Annotated in this window: 14 protein-coding genes; 6 read left to right on the forward strand and 8 right to left on the reverse strand. The window is 44.2% G+C overall.

Annotation, left to right across the window (positions count from 1 at the left end; genetic code table 11):
* Window positions 1–38 precede the first annotated feature (38 nt).
* The gene (locus Q0307_RS11865; protein ID WP_298660841.1) at window positions 39–5042 is read right to left on the reverse strand and encodes an SdrD B-like domain-containing protein; all 5004 of its coding nucleotides are present in this window, start codon (window positions 5040–5042) and stop codon (window positions 39–41) included.
* Between the two features lie 305 nt (window positions 5043–5347).
* Here Q0307_RS11865 and Q0307_RS11870 point away from each other — a divergent pair, with 305 nt between their 5' ends.
* On the forward strand, window positions 5348–5872 hold the full coding sequence (locus tag Q0307_RS11870) for a hypothetical protein (protein WP_298660843.1): 525 nt from the start codon (window positions 5348–5350) through the stop codon (window positions 5870–5872).
* Here the strand turns inward: Q0307_RS11870 and Q0307_RS11875 are convergent.
* The gene (locus Q0307_RS11875; protein ID WP_298660845.1) at window positions 5869–6540 is read right to left on the reverse strand and encodes an SPOR domain-containing protein; all 672 of its coding nucleotides are present in this window, start codon (window positions 6538–6540) and stop codon (window positions 5869–5871) included. The genes Q0307_RS11870 and Q0307_RS11875 overlap by 4 nt on opposite strands.
* Window positions 6541–6720: 180 nt before the next feature.
* On the opposite strand from Q0307_RS11875, the gene clpB reads away from it, so the two are divergent.
* Entirely contained in the window at window positions 6721–9321 is a 2601-nt protein-coding gene (gene clpB, locus Q0307_RS11880) for an ATP-dependent chaperone ClpB (protein ID WP_298660847.1), read from the forward strand.
* Between the two features lie 95 nt (window positions 9322–9416).
* Here the strand turns inward: clpB and Q0307_RS11885 are convergent, their stop codons facing one another.
* The 6 genes from Q0307_RS11885 to Q0307_RS11910 all read right to left on the reverse strand — a co-directional run bounded on the left by Q0307_RS11885 (window position 9417) and on the right by Q0307_RS11910 (window position 13040).
* Window positions 9417–9890, reverse strand: coding sequence for a hypothetical protein (locus Q0307_RS11885; protein WP_298660849.1), 474 nt, complete (start codon window positions 9888–9890; stop codon window positions 9417–9419).
* On the reverse strand, window positions 9883–10605 hold the full coding sequence (locus tag Q0307_RS11890) for a hypothetical protein (protein WP_298660851.1): 723 nt from the start codon (window positions 10603–10605) through the stop codon (window positions 9883–9885). Before Q0307_RS11890 ends, Q0307_RS11885 begins: the two co-directional genes overlap by 8 nt.
* Window positions 10606–10757: 152 nt before the next feature.
* On the reverse strand, window positions 10758–11657 hold the full coding sequence (locus tag Q0307_RS11895) for a DMT family transporter (RefSeq protein WP_298660852.1): 900 nt from the start codon (window positions 11655–11657) through the stop codon (window positions 10758–10760).
* 12 nt (window positions 11658–11669) lie between these two features.
* A complete protein-coding gene (locus Q0307_RS11900) occupies window positions 11670–12053 on the reverse strand; it encodes a hypothetical protein (RefSeq protein ID WP_298660855.1) in 384 nt (127 codons plus the stop codon).
* 51 nt (window positions 12054–12104) lie between these two features.
* A complete protein-coding gene (gene hemJ / locus Q0307_RS11905; RefSeq protein ID WP_298660858.1) occupies window positions 12105–12527 on the reverse strand; it encodes a protoporphyrinogen oxidase HemJ in 423 nt (140 codons plus the stop codon).
* Window positions 12528–12542: 15 nt separating this feature from the next.
* On the reverse strand, window positions 12543–13040 hold the full coding sequence (locus tag Q0307_RS11910) for a TlpA disulfide reductase family protein (protein ID WP_298660860.1): 498 nt from the start codon (window positions 13038–13040) through the stop codon (window positions 12543–12545).
* Between the two features lie 73 nt (window positions 13041–13113).
* Between Q0307_RS11910 and argC the strand changes: the two genes are divergently transcribed.
* The 4 genes from argC (at window position 13114) to erpA (ending at window position 15941) form a co-directional block, all read left to right on the forward strand.
* A complete protein-coding gene (argC, locus tag Q0307_RS11915) occupies window positions 13114–14151 on the forward strand; it encodes an N-acetyl-gamma-glutamyl-phosphate reductase (RefSeq protein ID WP_298660862.1) in 1038 nt (345 codons plus the stop codon).
* 19 nt (window positions 14152–14170) lie between these two features.
* Complete coding sequence (locus Q0307_RS11920) at window positions 14171–14992, forward strand: DUF6776 family protein (RefSeq protein ID WP_298660864.1); 822 nt, start codon at window positions 14171–14173, stop codon at window positions 14990–14992.
* A 6-nt stretch (window positions 14993–14998) separates the two neighbouring features.
* Window positions 14999–15490, forward strand: a complete 492-nt coding sequence (locus tag Q0307_RS11925) for a polymer-forming cytoskeletal protein (RefSeq protein WP_298660866.1) — start codon at window positions 14999–15001, stop codon at window positions 15488–15490.
* 106 nt (window positions 15491–15596) lie between these two features.
* Window positions 15597–15941 (forward strand): iron-sulfur cluster insertion protein ErpA, encoded by a 345-nt coding sequence (gene erpA / locus Q0307_RS11930; protein WP_298660868.1) that lies wholly within the window; start codon window positions 15597–15599, stop codon window positions 15939–15941.
* The last annotated feature ends 51 nt before the right edge of the window (window positions 15942–15992 follow it).

The following is a 15992-nucleotide window of genomic DNA, read 5'->3' on the forward strand; positions in this document are numbered from 1 at the left end:
CTTTATCTTCATTATAGTTAGCTTAATAATCCTAACTATTAATCCACCGTCACGGTAATGACTAAGTTTACAGTCTGGCCGGTGCTTAAATTACCTAAATCCCAAATTCCAGTCACTGGATCATAACTTCCTTGCTGTGCCAGTGGAGCAACACCTGTCTTTAAACTCACACCGCTAGGTAATTGGTCAGTAATTTTTATCTGAGTCGCTGTACTTGGGCCTTGATTCGTCGCGGTTAACTCATAGGTCAAAGTATCGCCACGCTTAGCCGTGCTCGCGCTTAAGATTTTCGTGAGCTGTACATCAACTAATTTAGGCAGAGTACATTGTTCATCAGGAAAGACATAATTCGTTGGAACGATTAAGTCTTGGCGGCTCGTATCGGTTTGATTATGTAACCAATAAACTTCAGTGATGCTATATTGAGTTTGACCATTTGCACCTTGAGTTCTGTCTAAAATTAACTGACCTAAGGCTTTCATGGCGATTTTCTGGCTGGCTGTCCAAGCAGTGTCATCAATAGCTGTTTCAACTTTGCTATAGTCTTCATTCCAGTTGGTGTAATACCAGACTAGATTTTGTAAGAGGGTATCGAGGCTTTGCGTGGCAGTACCAAACTCGGTTTTGACACTGGCTAAGACTTCAAGATCACCTAAAGCGCTGAACAAGCGTCTTAAATGATCAATTCGCGTAGCACTCAAGCTTTGACGGTCTGAAGCATTGACTTTGAACCGATCATCCACGATTGGATCAGCGTCTTGCTTCTCTAGGCAGAAGCCAATCAGATTAAGATCACCAACTTCCACATTGTAAGCATTAGGATGATGCCAAGGGCTAGTACCATACGCAGGCATGATCGCTTGGCTGCCCATAGGAACTAACGGTGCGGTACATTGCGCATGGAATAAACCCACATCGTAACTATAGTCGGTAGCAGTCAGATTAATATCTTTAATGACAAACTGATTCGCAATTCCAGTGACTACTGCATCTGAGTCTAATAAATCACCAGTGGTATCTGCAGGGCTTAAAACCCAGTTATTGGGAGCGGTGAATTTTAAGCAGTAACTAGTATTGACTAGGTTATTAAACTCATACCAACCCGTTTTAGTCGTCATGGTGTTAGCGATTTCAGAGCCGGTACAAGTGGCGTTGTCATAGAGTGCTACTGAGATTTGATCAATCCCCGCTTCATTTGCATCTTGGATTCCATCCATATCTTGGTCATACCAGACATAGTTGCCGAGGCTAAAATTGGGTTTAAAGCCAAAATCAAAGCCTTGGTTGTCCTTACCAGTGCTATCTGCGGTAAAATCAATGCTAGCAAGTCCGCTATTAAAGCTGGCATCATTGTCTTTGAGATCTGTGACACGATCATTGCTAGAGTCCCCCTCTGCATTTGTGCTAGTGAGTGGATAATTCACTAAATTGGCTTCATTAGGATCAATGCTCAGTGTACAACTCGCACCTGATAGTAGAACGTTGGCTGCATTGCCGCCGGCCAAATTACTGAATTGATATAAGCCGGCTTCATTTTCTGGTGTAGAGGCATTATCAGCTAAGGTAGTCGTGGTAACTGACTTAGTGCCACATTGAAGTTTAACTTGTACTCCCGGAATTCCAGTTTCATTAGGATCTTGCAGACCATCACCGTTGGTATCTAACCAAACAAAATTACCGATAGCATTTGGCACAATCGTCACGCTCACATCATTGGCGATGACTTGTAACGACAGTTCAGGAACCCGCCCACCAAAGTTATTGGTGTAGATATCACCCGTTGAAGCTGCAGTCACTTTGCCATTAGCATCAAGGTCAGGCGTACCACCGATATTGCCTGTTGGGCTTAATTGTACTAACACTGATTTGCCGCCAGCAGCTCCTGTTAAAGCGGGTGTAGTGAAGCGCAGACCAGTAATCGATTCAGGGGTTAAAGCACCACAGCTCAGTGGAGCAAGGCTGGTGCAAGCAGTCCATGGAGTAGCGCCTGTCCCAGAAACATTACCACCAGCATATTTATTACCATTGTTCACATACATCAGATAACACAAGTCACCTGCTGCGGGAATTTTGCCTGAGGGTTGATTGCTCTCATGGCAAGGATCTTGTTGTATGCTGTTAGACGCAGCATTAGTTGCATAGAACACTTCGCTATGGCTAGCCGTGACTTTGCTTACCGCATAAATACCGTTGAATTTGCTGCTTGGGTGGCGGGTGCTCGCTAGACCACTGGAGTTTTGCCCACTACCATCATTGTTATAAGGCAAAATATCAATGAAATCGCCGCTACTATAATCTTCTCCACCTAAGTTGGTATATACCAACTCAAACTCGAATGGTTCATTCCGCCCATGGATTGGATAATCAACGTCTTTGAAGACATCTAAGCCAAAGTTAGCCAAGATATTCAGTTGATATTTTACCTTAACAGGATCACTAGCTGTATCAGCATCACTGCCATCAACACCAATGTCTGAAGTGAGTGTGGCATTATTGATAAAAGTACCAGTGGTTAGTTTTGGATCTACGTCTACGCTATAGCGGATCATGGGGAGTTGGTCACCCGTATTCACATCCGCAAAATCCCATTTTAATGAGCGCAGGGCGGTATTTTCTGCTGAACTTAAACTGACGCTAGGAGTAGAGGCTAAATAGTCGGCACGATTTAACCAAGTTGTACCTCCATCCACGGAGAATCGTTCAGAGCCAAGTACGTAATCAGTACCGACAGGTAGGCTATCCGTTAAAGTTGCCGTGGTGATACTCGGGTTCCAACTGCCGAAGACTTGAGGCTTTAGAATGAACTGTACCCGGTCACCCCCCCTTACGACTTTGAGACCGCGTGGCTCAGTGTATTTTTCCAAGGCAATGGAAGAGGGGACAATTACAACCCGATCTGCATCGTAGCCAGCATAAGAGAAGCCTGCATTATCAGGATCAATCGAAATACCACTCATATCCTTCCAAGCACCCCAAGTACCTGTAGAGCCATCATTGCGAATAGCCATATAATTGGGTAAATAAGTAACTCCTGTGGTTGAGTTAGTATAGCCTGTTGCAGAGGGCTTAATCTTTAATAAATGATTGGTAATAAAGGCCATGCGGGTAGTGGTAGGGTCAAGGCTCAGCAAAAAGCTCTTATTCAGAACAGTTTGCATACGTAATTTACTAACCTTGGCTGTTCCCCCTATTAAGGCCGGATCAGTGACCCAATCATTGGGAGCATCTGCTAATTGACTCGTCTGATTGACACCATCTAAGACGAACTTGCCATCCCCATTCACATCATCCTCACAAGTTTCATCACGCTGTGCGAGCAAGCCGGAGTGCGGATCATCTGAATATAAGTAGGTTATTAAACCTAGTTTATCTGCACTATAAGTATTGACTGTTGGCCCCCAACTCACAATGTTAGGGTTGTATTCGGTATGATTCCAACCGTAACCTAAATCTGTACGATTGGGTTCAGCTAGGCCAACGTATTCAAATTGGTCGGTATCGAGTTTTTCGCATAATTGTGACCTAGCGCCATTAATAAAGCGGTAATCCCAAATATTTAGCAGTATCGGAATCGTGGCTCCCAGTGCATATTTCTTCGCTCCGGTTTTGCTGGGAGGCCAAGGGCCGTCAAAACCTTTAGCTGCAGTCCAGCTACCTGGGCCACTATAAATGAGTGGATAAGTTACATAATCTGGGAAAGGCTCACCAACGCCATTGTAATTAAGTAAATTATTATTAGAGACATCTTCTGTTGATACAGGATTGAAACCAATAACTTTAGGTGTTCCAGAGGTGGAGTCGTAAACGCCTACCGAGTTAATTGTTTGTACGGTACAAGGATAGGGGGGGCAGCCTTGATGAGTCGCAATATCAGCCGGTTCGCTATACCAAACATTAAGGCGTAATTCGATTAAATTAGAATCATTATCGGGGTCACGCACATCGATATTTTTCAGATCAATGGCAATATTCGGATCATTCACCCCATCCGGTGTGAGCGTTGGCCCTAATTGATCAAGAATATGATTCACCTGTGTACAAGTCACACTAGCATTAGGGCCATGATTGCCGACTAATTCACAAGCTGGTTTTTTCGAGTCCCAAGTATAGAGGACTGCATTGGTGGACACGTTAATGGGTACACCTGAGCTAGAAGTCACTGCTTTAGTATTATTATTATTATTGTCATCGGTATAATGATCGAGTAGCAAATAATCCTGCTCAAAATCACCGCCGGCTTCATTCGGTGCATCGGCTAGCATCGAGCCTTTTTGGTATTTAACTTTAATGACATACTCGACGACTGAACCATTGGTAGTGCCGTCCGCCCCTTTATGTGCGGGTGCAATATACAGCGGCTTACCGGTTGCCGGATCAAGTGCAGTGACTTGTAATTCTTTAGTAGTGTCAACCCGGAAGTTAGCGGTAACGGTGACATCTGTAGGGCCAGCCGTCGCAACATTCGAGCCTTGAGCTTGAGATGAAACCGTTGCATTCACATGCTGATCATTCAGAGTAATCTCGCTGCCATCATACGAGGCTGCAATGGCTCGCGCCACTGGATAAAAAGCACGGGTCGTCCCTTCTACAGCAGGGCCAAGATTACAAAATAGTGTCCGTTTATCTGTAGAAATACTCGAGACTGGATTCACTTCTTGCGGATCAGTTTTACAGCCTGTGGGAATCTCAATCCAAGCTTGGCGTTTATCCAACTGTACGGTGCTAGTCAGGCTCTGCACGTCATTGTCATTGACTGAGACCTCCACCAGATAAGTGATCGAGTCTTGTAAACGCGTGACTTTATTATCTTCGCTCGCATCCATACCCGCAGTGGCTAGATTACCGTCCCAAGTCGTGCTATCAAAGGGTTCTGAGCCAGTTTTAGCCACCGAAATAGTCGTGTTGACAACCGGAGCTGCGGTATTACCTGCCGCATAGGATCGGGGGCTGAACCCTAGGATAAGAAGAAAAGTGAGCAGCAGTGGAGCTAAAACTAAAAAACGTGCCCAAAAAGGAATACGCACAGCAAGGTTCTGATTCATTATTATTGCCTAGCCAGTTTTTGTTATTGATTCAACAGTAGCATGTGAAAAGAGCAAACTAGAGGTATATTGCCCATTCTTGCCTGATGCGTACCTGAATAGATTGGATTACTTTAACAATTCATCAAGACGCAATTAGTTTGTTCGGTCTGTTGTTGCAAAGCCGACATTGATTTTTTTCATAAGCTCAGCACAGATCATCAGCATCCACTATTATTGAAGTGAGTAGGCATTTGAGAATAGCTCATAACCGGTGATGAACTGCTCAGATTTAAACACTTACTCCGGTTTAGGAGAGTAACTGAATGATGGCAAGGCCACTGTATTCCTTAATACTGTTAATCTGCTTAGGGATTGCTTTGCTATTAGTCGCTTGCCAAGAGGAGCAGGTTAAATCGACTCAGATGACGCAAGATTTAAAAATTCCCGAGCGTCTATCGCCTATCTATATTACTGACCAAGTGAATATTGCCGGGCAGGTTTTGTCTATATGGTTTAATACCGGACGTTGTCAGCTCCAAGCTAAGCACCCCAAACTTAAAGTTGAGCCGATTTGGTTAAAGTCTAAAGCTCCGTGTTATTTCATCAAATCTCCTGGAACGGATAGCGTGCAAGTCTATCAGCGCGATAAAACAAACCGAGTGTTAGCTGTCGTAGGGACACCTAGTCAAGAAACTGCTGTTGGCAAGCGTTGTGGGACTGAAATCGAAGGCGTGGTGATTGATGCGGCGGGTAAAATGCGTGTGTCGAATGTAATGCGCAGTGGCTCAATTTTCTGTGCTGATCAAGGTTTAGACAATGCTCAATATGAACTGTTTGCTAGGGATTAGTGGTATTCAGTCTCAACCAGCATCACAAAGCTTTTGGCTAGAGTCTGAGGATAACGGCGGCGTAATTGATCACGTACTGCAAAAGCGGTGTAGCGCTCTTTATAACGTCCGACTCGCACCTTAAATAATACCCCTTTGCGGGTACGCAATTCACGAATATGGGCAAGCGTATAGCCATCTTTTTTTAAAGCGGCGCGTAAATCATAAGCATGCTTAGAGTTGTAGCCGGTGAAAACTTGTACCGTGTAATAGCCACGGCTTAAACGCGGTGGGTATTGCTGGTCATAAGTATAACTCGGCTTAGGAACACCGGAATTATCGCTATACAAATTATCGTTGTATTCTTCTAAAACGGGCGCTTGAGTCGTTTGTCGTTGTTGCTGTTGAGGTGAATTCGGTTCAATCACCCAGATATCGGCATCAGTATCTTCGGGTTCACGGTAATAGCTCACATTGGACGCTACAGGTTCTGTGTAGTCCGGTTGATAGTGGCTGTAGTCTTGGCCTTTATTAAAATTAAAACTATTAGGAAGTGTGTAGGTGAAAAAGCTCATGCCTTTTGCATTGATAAATAATGCAAACCCGACCACCACCAACACAATGAGGAGGACATGCCAAAGTTTAAAGACACCGCTTTGTTTGGACAGTGGGGGCAATGCTGGTTTCACTCAAGTTCCTGTTTTGGCTCGATCAGCTTAGAGAGGATTATGCCATAGATTAATGCAAATACAGCGACCGTCGATAAGGGAATTCGTTAGCGCTCACCTTGAATTTGCTGATTCTGTCCCCTATATGCATAGGTAGTTAAAGTAGTAGCTTTTAAAAAAGTTTTATGAGGAATAATCCACATGAGAATGGATAAACTGACCAGCAAATTCCAACTCGCTCTACAAGATGCGCAGTCGCTTGCTTTAGGGCGGGATCAGCAATTTATTGAACCGATTCATTTAATGACCGCTTTACTGGATCAAGATGGAGGTTCAGTACGTGGCCTATTGACTAAAGCCGATGTAAACGTCAATCAGTTACGTTCTAAATTAGGTCAAGAAATTGAGCGTTTGCCCACAGTGAGTGGCGGTGATGCAGGTTCGGTATCGGTATCGAATGATTTGGCGCGTTTGCTCAATGTCACTGACAAAATCGCACAGCAACGTAAAGATCAATACATTACTTCTGAAGTTTTCGTGTTAGCCGCTTTGGAGGATAAAGGGACGCTTGGGAATTTATTGCGCGAAACGGGCGCCACTAAAGGTGCGCTCGAGAAAGCGATTGAAACCATGCGGGGCGGACAAACGGTGAATGATCCGAATGCCGAAGATCAACGCCAAGCCTTGCAGAAATACACCATTGATATTACCGAGCGTGCCGAGCAAGGTAAGATTGACCCTATTATTGGGCGTGATGAAGAAATTCGCCGCATGATTCAAATTCTGCAACGCCGCACCAAGAATAATCCGGTGGTGATTGGTGAGCCGGGGGTAGGGAAAACGGCCTTAGTCGAAGGTTTAGCGCAGCGGATTGTGAATGGCGAAGTGCCGGAAGGTATTAAAGGTAAGCGTTTATTATCTTTAGATTTGGGCGCTTTATTAGCCGGTGCGAAATTCCGTGGGGATTTTGAAGAGCGCTTGAAAGCAGTGCTGAATGATATTGCCAAAACCGATGGCAATACCATTCTATTCATTGACGAGATTCATACCTTAGTCGGTGCAGGTAAAGCCGATGGCGCAATGGATGCGGGCAATATGCTCAAACCAGCCTTAGCTCGCGGTGAATTGCATTGTGTGGGTGCGACCACTTTAGACGAGTATCGCCAATACATTGAAAAGGATGCGGCTTTAGAGCGGCGTTTCCAGAAAGTGATGGTCGATGAGCCAAGCGTGGAAGACACCATTGCGATTTTGCGCGGTCTTCAAGAAAAGTATGAAGTGCATCATGGGGTAGAAATTACCGACCCCGCTTTAGTGGCAGCCGCTACCTTGTCGCATCGCTATATCACCGACCGTAATTTGCCCGATAAGGCGATTGACTTGATTGATGAGGCGGCCTCTCGGATTCGGATTGAAATTGATTCCAAGCCGGAAGCGTTGGATATGCTGGATCGGCGTTTAATTCAATTGAAAATTGAACGGGAAGCGCTGAAAAAAGAGAAAGACGAAGCCTCGATTAAGCGCCTGAATAATTTGCAGGAAGAAATTACTCGCTTAGAAAAAGAATCGTCTGACCTAGATGAAGTTTGGAAGGCTGAAAAGGCAGCGATGCAGGGCACGACGCATATCAAGGAAGAGTTAGATCAAGCGCGGATTGAGTTTGAAACGGCGAAGCGGGCAGGGAATTTGCAGCGCATGGCAGAATTACAATATGGGCGGATTCCTGAGTTGGAGGCGCAATTAAAGCAAGCGGATGCAACTGAGGCTTCCGCTAGTCAAAATCAGCCGAAGCTCGTCAAAAATCGTGTCACGGAAGACGAAATCGCAGAAATTGTCGCACGTTGGACAGCTATTCCCGTCAGCAAAATGATGGAGTCTGAGCGCGATAAATTGCTGCGCATGGAAGATGAATTACGAAAACGTGTAATTGGTCAGGAAGAGGCGATGGTGGCAGTTTCCAATGCGATTCGGCGCGCACGGGCGGGTTTGTCTGATCCGAAGCGTCCCAGTGGTTCTTTCCTCTTCCTCGGTCCAACGGGTGTGGGTAAGACGGAGTTAACCAAGGCGTTAGCGACTTTCTTATTCGATAGCGATGATTCCATGGTGCGGATTGATATGTCTGAGTTCATGGAAAAACACTCTGTGGCGCGGCTGATTGGTGCACCTCCGGGCTATGTTGGCTATGAAGAAGGTGGCTATTTGACCGAAGCCGTGCGGCGGCGTCCTTATTCGGTGATTCTGTTAGATGAGGTTGAAAAAGCGCATCCAGATGTGTTCAATGTTTTGTTGCAAGTGCTGGATGATGGCCGTTTAACCGATGGGCAAGGGCGCACGGTTGATTTCCGGAATACGGTGATCGTGATGACCTCGAACCTAGGCTCGCATCTGATCCAAGATATGACCGGTGAAGAAAACTACGACAAGATGAAAGCTGCGGTGATGGAGGTGGTGGGGACACATTTTCGTCCTGAGTTCATCAATCGGATTGACGAAGTGGTGGTCTTTCATCCCTTAGATAAGGCTGAAATTCGTCAGATCGCGAATATTCAATTAAATAGCTTGCGTAAGCGTTTAGCAGTGCGCGAATTGAATATCGAATTCACTGATGCGGCGCTGGATCATATTGCGGATGCAGGCTTTGACCCTGTCTATGGGGCGCGTCCCTTGAAACGTGCAATTCAAAGCCAAGTAGAAAATCCATTGGCTCAGGAAATTTTGGCAGGTAAATTCTTGCCGGGTGAGACGATTAAAGTGGATGAAAAAGAAGGCTTACTGGTGTTTGATGAAACAGTAGGTCGGTAAGTAAGCTTGATGAGTTGGTTTAGAGAACACCGCCAAACAGCGGTGTTCTCATTTGAACGATAAGAAAGTTCTACTAAAAAGCATTTGTTTAAAGCTCAAATATGCTTTTCTCGCCATAGGATCAGCAATCCCCACAAGCAAACTAAACAAATTGCTAATAAAACTCCGTACTGTGGGCCATCAAATATATAACATTTACGCATGGCGGCATCATAATAATCCGTCATTCTTGACCACGTATAGCCTTGAAATAAATGCTTCTGTGTCCAAGTTTGGTTAATGCCAACAAAAGCACAGGTTATTGCAAAACCAATGGCTAAATATAGCCATGACCTGACTCGGAAAAGTAGGATGCTAACTCCTATGATCAAAAGACTCGTGATTACTAATAGTAAGCGCAGCGTTAATTCAAATTGTCCCTCTACAGCCAGGGCAGATTCAAAACAAGAGCCGCCTAGCAAATAAAGCTCATTATCAAGATAAGGGGAGGTATTAATAAAAAATAAAAGCGTTAGAGCCGCTAGCAAATAAATGACTCTAGCACCCCAGAGCAGGAAGGTGTTATTCATTCTTTTTAGTAGTCTGTAAGGTAGAAGAGATAGTTTTTAAAATTTCATCTTTATTAATAGTTTCCATATGACGGTGGAGATGAGTCTTGTATTCTTCGTTAGTTAAACTATCCAGTTGTGTTTTATGGTTAATTACAGTTGTGGTTAAGGGTGACTCAGCCTGCATGGTTGCCCCGCTAGGGCATTTACGAATACCACATTCATCATTTTGATAGAAATTCTGATGTAGTTTTACATTAGCGGGTGTAGTAGAGTCTACTGTTGTATTATGATTTCCAAAAAACTTACTCTTTGCGTCTGTTGCATCAACAGTGATTAATAAGTCGACGGGCTTTTTTTGCTTTTGTAGTTCTGTGACTAAATCCATTGCACATCTCCCCCCATTACTGTATCCGTAGACAATAATAGAATCATCCTTTTGGTAATTTTTGTTGATGAAATCTGATGCAGTTTTAACAGAGGTTTCGCAGGTAGTCCCTGGGGCAATAAATTGAGAGTCTATTTTTTGATCAATTGATTTGGCTATAGCGTCAACTGCTAAGAATATTTTCTCTGTTGGGCTACCATTAGGACTCACGAAACTGGTTCTATCTTCGCCCTGAAATGTGAAATTCCCTGTAATAGCTAAAAATATAGGTTTGTGATTATTATTGCTGATATCTTTATTTGAATTCAATGAGGTAATGGGGTTTTTGTCCTTAGCATTTAAATTCATAATGACTAGTCCTTTAATTGCTTATTTATATATAGATACAATGTAATTAATTTTTAAGAAAAAAAGGTATTGTAATTACTCAGCGTCATAAAAATGGAGACAAATGGGGAGGCTTGATTAAATATCAAGGCTACTCACTACTTAGTCTCTGATCATCTCTCTATTAGGAGTGCTAAGTTTTTTGTCCACTTAGTAAACACACCATTCGCTAAGGCTGTACCCGTTAAAATCACCGCACAACCCACCATCATGTCCCAAGTAATCGGCTCATGTAAAACTAAGGTTCCCCAAATCATCGCAAATAGGGGAATCATGTAAGTGACTGTCACCGCACGCGCTGCGCCCACCATCCGAATCAAGCGAAAATACATTAAATACGCTAAAGCTGTGGAGAAAACGGCTAAAGCGACTAGAGCTAACATTGCTTTTAAAGAGGGCAAGGCGGCTGGCATGCTAAAGGGTAATAAGGGAATAAACACTAAAGTCGCGGCTAATTGACTACCGACAGCAATGACCACGGAGGAAACACCCACTAATCTACGTTTAATATAAGTAGCTGAGATTGCATAGAGTAGAGCGGCGGTTAAACTAGCTAATACGGCTAACCAAAAATAGGAGTTAGGAGTGGATGTGTGCCAACCTAAGAGAATGCCGACTCCAGTAAAGCCTAATACAAAACCGCCGATTTGTGCCGGAGATAGTTTTTCTTGATTAAAGCCTATTAATACCAGTAACACCCCAAATAAGGGCACGGTTGCATTTAAAATTGAGGTGAAGCCACCTGTTAAAATAGTGGTCGCATAAGCGAAACCTAAAAAAGGTAAAGCGGAGTTAAAAAGGCCAACTATTAGTAGCGGCTTAGCATGTTTGTGCAGGTCTGCTAGTAAGCCTTGATGGATTAAAACCGGTAATAGTAATAATCCTGCTAAGAAGACACGCCAAGCAATCAACCAAATCGGGCCAAACTCTGGGACTGCAACGCGCATGAATAAAAAAGAAGCGCCCCAGAGCGATGCTAAAGCAATTAGCTCGAAAAAATAACGCAGATTCATGGATGTAATCAATTAACGGCAATCCATAATTCGTGCATTGAGTAAGAGTACACCCGAGGCATAAGCAGGATGGCGTTCTTTAGCCACAAATTGACAAGTTTGATATTGGCCGGGGAGGACTTGATCGGGTAAAGTTTCAACAGAGATAGTTTGGGTAGGTTCAATGTAATCATTACCCCGTGCTACAGATTGCACCACCACACTTAGACGATAATTAAACATTCTACCTGTGGCTGCTCCTCGACCGATATCAATCCGGTTAGCAGCTTGGACAGTGCCAGTAAACACATAGTGTGGCTCACCATCACTTGGAGACGAATGCGTTTCTGGCATAGGGATACTGACGCAAGCAGTCAAACAAGTGGTGAGTGCCACCGAACTTAATAATTGTTTCATGTGGTTAAGTCTCTGCAATAAGTTAACAATAAGCCCAAACTTAAGTTTTAATTAAAACGGTTTTACCACTGCAAAAATCACAATCAAAATCAGCAAGAGACCCGGAATCTCATTGAAATAGCGATACCATTTGTGACTATGCAGATTCTCTCCAGTTCGGAAGGTTTGCATTAAACGCCAGCAGAAATAGTGATAAACGATCAACAACAGCAGGAGCAATGCTTTGGCATGAAACCAGCCCATCTGTAAAATCACGCCTTCACTAAGGATAATCATCCAAATCCCAAACACGGCTGTCAGTACTGCACCGATAGTCATAATGCCGAATAAGCGCCGTTCCATCACTTTGAAAAGTTCAAAGCTAGACTTATTTTCTGGCATAGCGTGATACACATATAAGCGTGGCAGGTAAAACAAACCCGCAAACCATGTCACCAAAAAGATGATATGGAAGGCTCTAATCCATTCGTACATAAGTTATCCTAAGTTTTAGAGCAAAGTTTTAATGCGTTCACGCATATCATCGACTTTAAAATCGCCTAATTGCTGCAACACGATTTTGCCATCACCGGAAACCAAGAAATTGGTGGGAGTAACCCGCACGCCTCCAAAAGCCTTTGCCAAGACGCCACCTTGATCCCAAGTGATAGCGTAGTTCATGCTTTTTTGCTCGCGCATGGTTTTAATCAAAGGCAACTCGTCGTATTCCATTGCAATCGCTAGTACTTTGAAGCCATCTTTGCCAAATTCGTTTTGCAGCTCAACTAACTGCGGAATTTCTTTCACACAGCCCGAACAGCTAGTCGCCCAGAAGACTGCGAGGTAAGGTTTGCCTTTCAATTGCTCAGTGGCAATTTTAGTCCCATCAATCGTGGTGATTTCTGCATTAGGTGCTGCTTGTGTACCTTGGCTCGGCATCAATAAAAAGAATAATCCAGCACCAACAATCACCGCCAGAATCAATAAAGCTTTAATATCGAGTTTCATAGTCAAAACTTGTGAATCAAAAAGGATGGGGTATTATACAAAAGATTCTAATGAATAGAGATAAAGGACTACTGTGAAAAAGGTTGCTGTTGTTGGGGCTACCGGTTACACCGGTGTCGAGCTATTACGCTTATTAGTCAATCACCCACAAGTGCGGATCAGTCAGGTAACTTCGCGTGAAAACGCAGGTACACGTGTCGATGCTATGTTCCCCAATCTGCGTGGTTTTTTGGACTTGGATTTCACAGCGCCTGAAGTCGAGCAATTAGCGGACAATGATTTGGTGTTCTTCGCCACTCCCAATGGTGTCGCGATGAAGAGCACCCCCGCTTTATTAGCAGCCGGTACAAAAGTCATTGATCTGGCTGCCGATTTTCGGATCAAGAACATTGAGATTTGGGAAAAATGGTATGAAATGAAACATGCCTGCCCAGAGCTGGTTGAAGAAGCGGTCTACGGTTTACCTGAACTGAATCGGGTAGAGATTGCCAAAGCCCGCTTAATTGCAAATCCGGGGTGTTATCCGACTGCAGTGACGCTCGGTTTAGTCCCTTTAATTGAACAGGGTCTAGTCGATCTAGATATTATTGCCGATACTAAATCGGGTGCGAGTGGTGCAGGACGCAAGGCCAGCGTGGCGCATTTATTGTGTGAGTCAGCGGATAGTTTCAAAGCTTATGGTGTTTCTGGACATCGTCATCAGCCGGAAATTGCGCAAACCTTAACTAAGCTTGCGGGTGAGCCAGTTGCTTTAACTTTTGTACCACATTTACTGCCGATGATTCGCGGAATTCACGCCACTCTTTATGCAGATCTGACTGCTAGTGGACAAGAGGCGACTTCTCTGCAGTCTCTATACGAAGAGCGCTATAAGGGTGAGGCTTTTGTCGATGTCATGCCTTTTAAATCACACCCAGAAACGCGTTCAGTACGTGGTGCTAATACTTGCCGGATTGCCTTGCATCAACCTCAAGATGGTAAGCGTTTAGTGGTGCTTTCAGTGATAGATAATCTAGTGAAGGGTGCTGCGGGACAAGCTGTGCAAAATATGAACTTAATGTTTGGTTATCCAGAAACTACCGGTTTACTGAGTCCGGGCTTATTGCCTTGATAAGCTATACTAAACCTGTATGAGTCTTGAGTATCGAATCGATCATCGAGGTGTGGTTCAAGTACAGGCCGCGCGCCAACGCAATGTGTGTTGGCCGCTATTAGTGAGCTTATTATTATTGTTATTAGTAGTTATGGCTTGGCTATATGTCAGTGGGTATCTAACTCCTGTTGATTCCACAAATGGTATGCAAGCATTCTCGCTACGCGGCAAAATGAACGAGCAAGCGCGCTTATTAGCAGAGCAACAGCACCAAATTATTAAGCTCGAAAGCCAAGCAGCGTCTGCTATACGTTCTGAACAAGTCCAAGCGACTGCCAATGCAGAATTAAGGCGTAAACTAGAACTCGCTGAAACAGAGTTAGCTAATGCTAAAGACAACTTGCTGCTCTATGAAGATATTCTTTCCCCAAAAGATATTGAAGCGGGCTTGTCTATTCGTTACTTGGGTTTAAAGCCACGTTTGGTCGATCTCGAAGGCAATAAACTGCCACATGAGCGCTTTTATCAGTATCAGTTAGTGCTGTCGAATGTGCGTGGCAGTGAGTTCGGAGTCGCTGGACAATACCATCTAGAGATTAAAGGTTTAAAGGCCGGTACGAGAGTAAACTTGCCACTTGATAGCTTGCGGGTGAAATCCACTGGGCAGAATCAAGATGTTAATCGCTTTTCTTTGAAGTATTATCAGCGCTTCGAGGGGATAATTGAGTTGCCGCCCGAGTTTGTTCCAGAACAAGTCACGGTAACTTTGCGTCCTGAGGCAGGTGCGAACCCAGTAACGAAGAGCTATGCTTGGCAAGCATTTAATTTATCTAAAAAATCTGCAGTAAGTAAGGAGTAAACGTCAATGTTTGGTAAGAGTAATCCGAAGGTGAATCCACCAGCGACTACCAATAATGCAGTGGCACCCGCTGCTACCACCAACACCAATAATGCTGAAAAGGGTGGTAATCGTAGTGCGCGGATCGATACTTTAATTGGTCGTGGTACTACCATTGATGGCGACTTGACCTTTTCAGGTAATCTGAATATTGAAGGCACGATTAAGGGTAATCTGACTGCGGATAATGATGACTCCACTTTAATTTTAAGTGAGCAAGGTCGTATCCAAGGTGAAGTGCGGGTTTCTAGTATGCTGTTGAACGGTGCGATTGATGGTGATGTCTTTGCTAATGGTAAAGTAGAGTTATTCGAAAAAGCGCGCATCTGTGGTGATGTTTATTACAATTTGCTCGAAATGGCGGTTGGTGCAGAAGTGAATGGTAAACTGGTGCGGCAAAAACCCAATGATGCTAGTAAACTACCTCCTCCTAAAGCACCAGAATCGACCAATAGCTAACTAATCTTGCTAGAAAAGAGGCTTTATTGACCCTGCTTTCAGCAGGTGCTACCGTCGTCTTCATCTTGATTTATCTTGATTTAGAATAGTTTGCAGGAGTTTTTACATGATCGTAGAGATGGCATCTCCGCTGGTTTTTACCAATGCTGCCGCAGCGAAGGTAAAACAGTTGATCGATGAAGAAAACAACCCAGCCTTAATGCTGCGAGTGTTTGTGACAGGTGGTGGTTGCTCCGGTTTCCAATATGGTTTTACCTTCGATGAAGCAGAAGGTGATGGCGATACCATGGTAGAAAATGGAGGCGTGAAGTTGCTGATTGACCCGATGAGCTTCCAATACATGGTTGGTGCAGAAATCGACTATACCGAGGGTTTAGAAGGAGCACAGTTTGTGATTCGCAATCCTAATGCTACCACGACTTGTGGCTGTGGTTCCTCTTTTAGTCCTTAGGATTAAGCGGGCTGAGGATTCTTTTCCAACCCCTCCAATGCGGAGGGGTTG

Origin of the sequence: uncultured Thiothrix sp. (assembly GCF_937873765.1) — a bacterium.
GTDB lineage: Bacteria > Pseudomonadota > Gammaproteobacteria > Thiotrichales > Thiotrichaceae > Thiolinea.

What these genes read in the sequence shown, in the direction of transcription:
- Q0307_RS11865 (WP_298660841.1), bottom strand. Translation starts at nt 5,042, where the DNA reads ATGAATCAGAACCTTGCTGTGCGTATTCCTTTTTGGGCACGTTTTTTA.
- Q0307_RS11870 (WP_298660843.1), top strand. Translation starts at nt 5,348, where the DNA reads ATGATGGCAAGGCCACTGTATTCCTTAATACTGTTAATCTGCTTAGGG.
- clpB (WP_298660847.1), top strand. Translation starts at nt 6,721, where the DNA reads ATGAGAATGGATAAACTGACCAGCAAATTCCAACTCGCTCTACAAGAT.
- Q0307_RS11885 (WP_298660849.1), bottom strand. Translation starts at nt 9,890, where the DNA reads ATGAATAACACCTTCCTGCTCTGGGGTGCTAGAGTCATTTATTTGCTA.
- Q0307_RS11890 (WP_298660851.1), bottom strand. Translation starts at nt 10,605, where the DNA reads ATGAATTTAAATGCTAAGGACAAAAACCCCATTACCTCATTGAATTCA.
- Q0307_RS11895 (WP_298660852.1), bottom strand. Translation starts at nt 11,657, where the DNA reads ATGAATCTGCGTTATTTTTTCGAGCTAATTGCTTTAGCATCGCTCTGG.
- Q0307_RS11900 (WP_298660855.1), bottom strand. Translation starts at nt 12,053, where the DNA reads ATGAAACAATTATTAAGTTCGGTGGCACTCACCACTTGTTTGACTGCT.
- hemJ (WP_298660858.1), bottom strand. Translation starts at nt 12,527, where the DNA reads ATGTACGAATGGATTAGAGCCTTCCATATCATCTTTTTGGTGACATGG.
- Q0307_RS11910 (WP_298660860.1), bottom strand. Translation starts at nt 13,040, where the DNA reads ATGAAACTCGATATTAAAGCTTTATTGATTCTGGCGGTGATTGTTGGT.
- Q0307_RS11920 (WP_298660864.1), top strand. Translation starts at nt 14,171, where the DNA reads ATGAGTCTTGAGTATCGAATCGATCATCGAGGTGTGGTTCAAGTACAG.
- Q0307_RS11925 (WP_298660866.1), top strand. Translation starts at nt 14,999, where the DNA reads ATGTTTGGTAAGAGTAATCCGAAGGTGAATCCACCAGCGACTACCAAT.
- erpA (WP_298660868.1), top strand. Translation starts at nt 15,597, where the DNA reads ATGATCGTAGAGATGGCATCTCCGCTGGTTTTTACCAATGCTGCCGCA.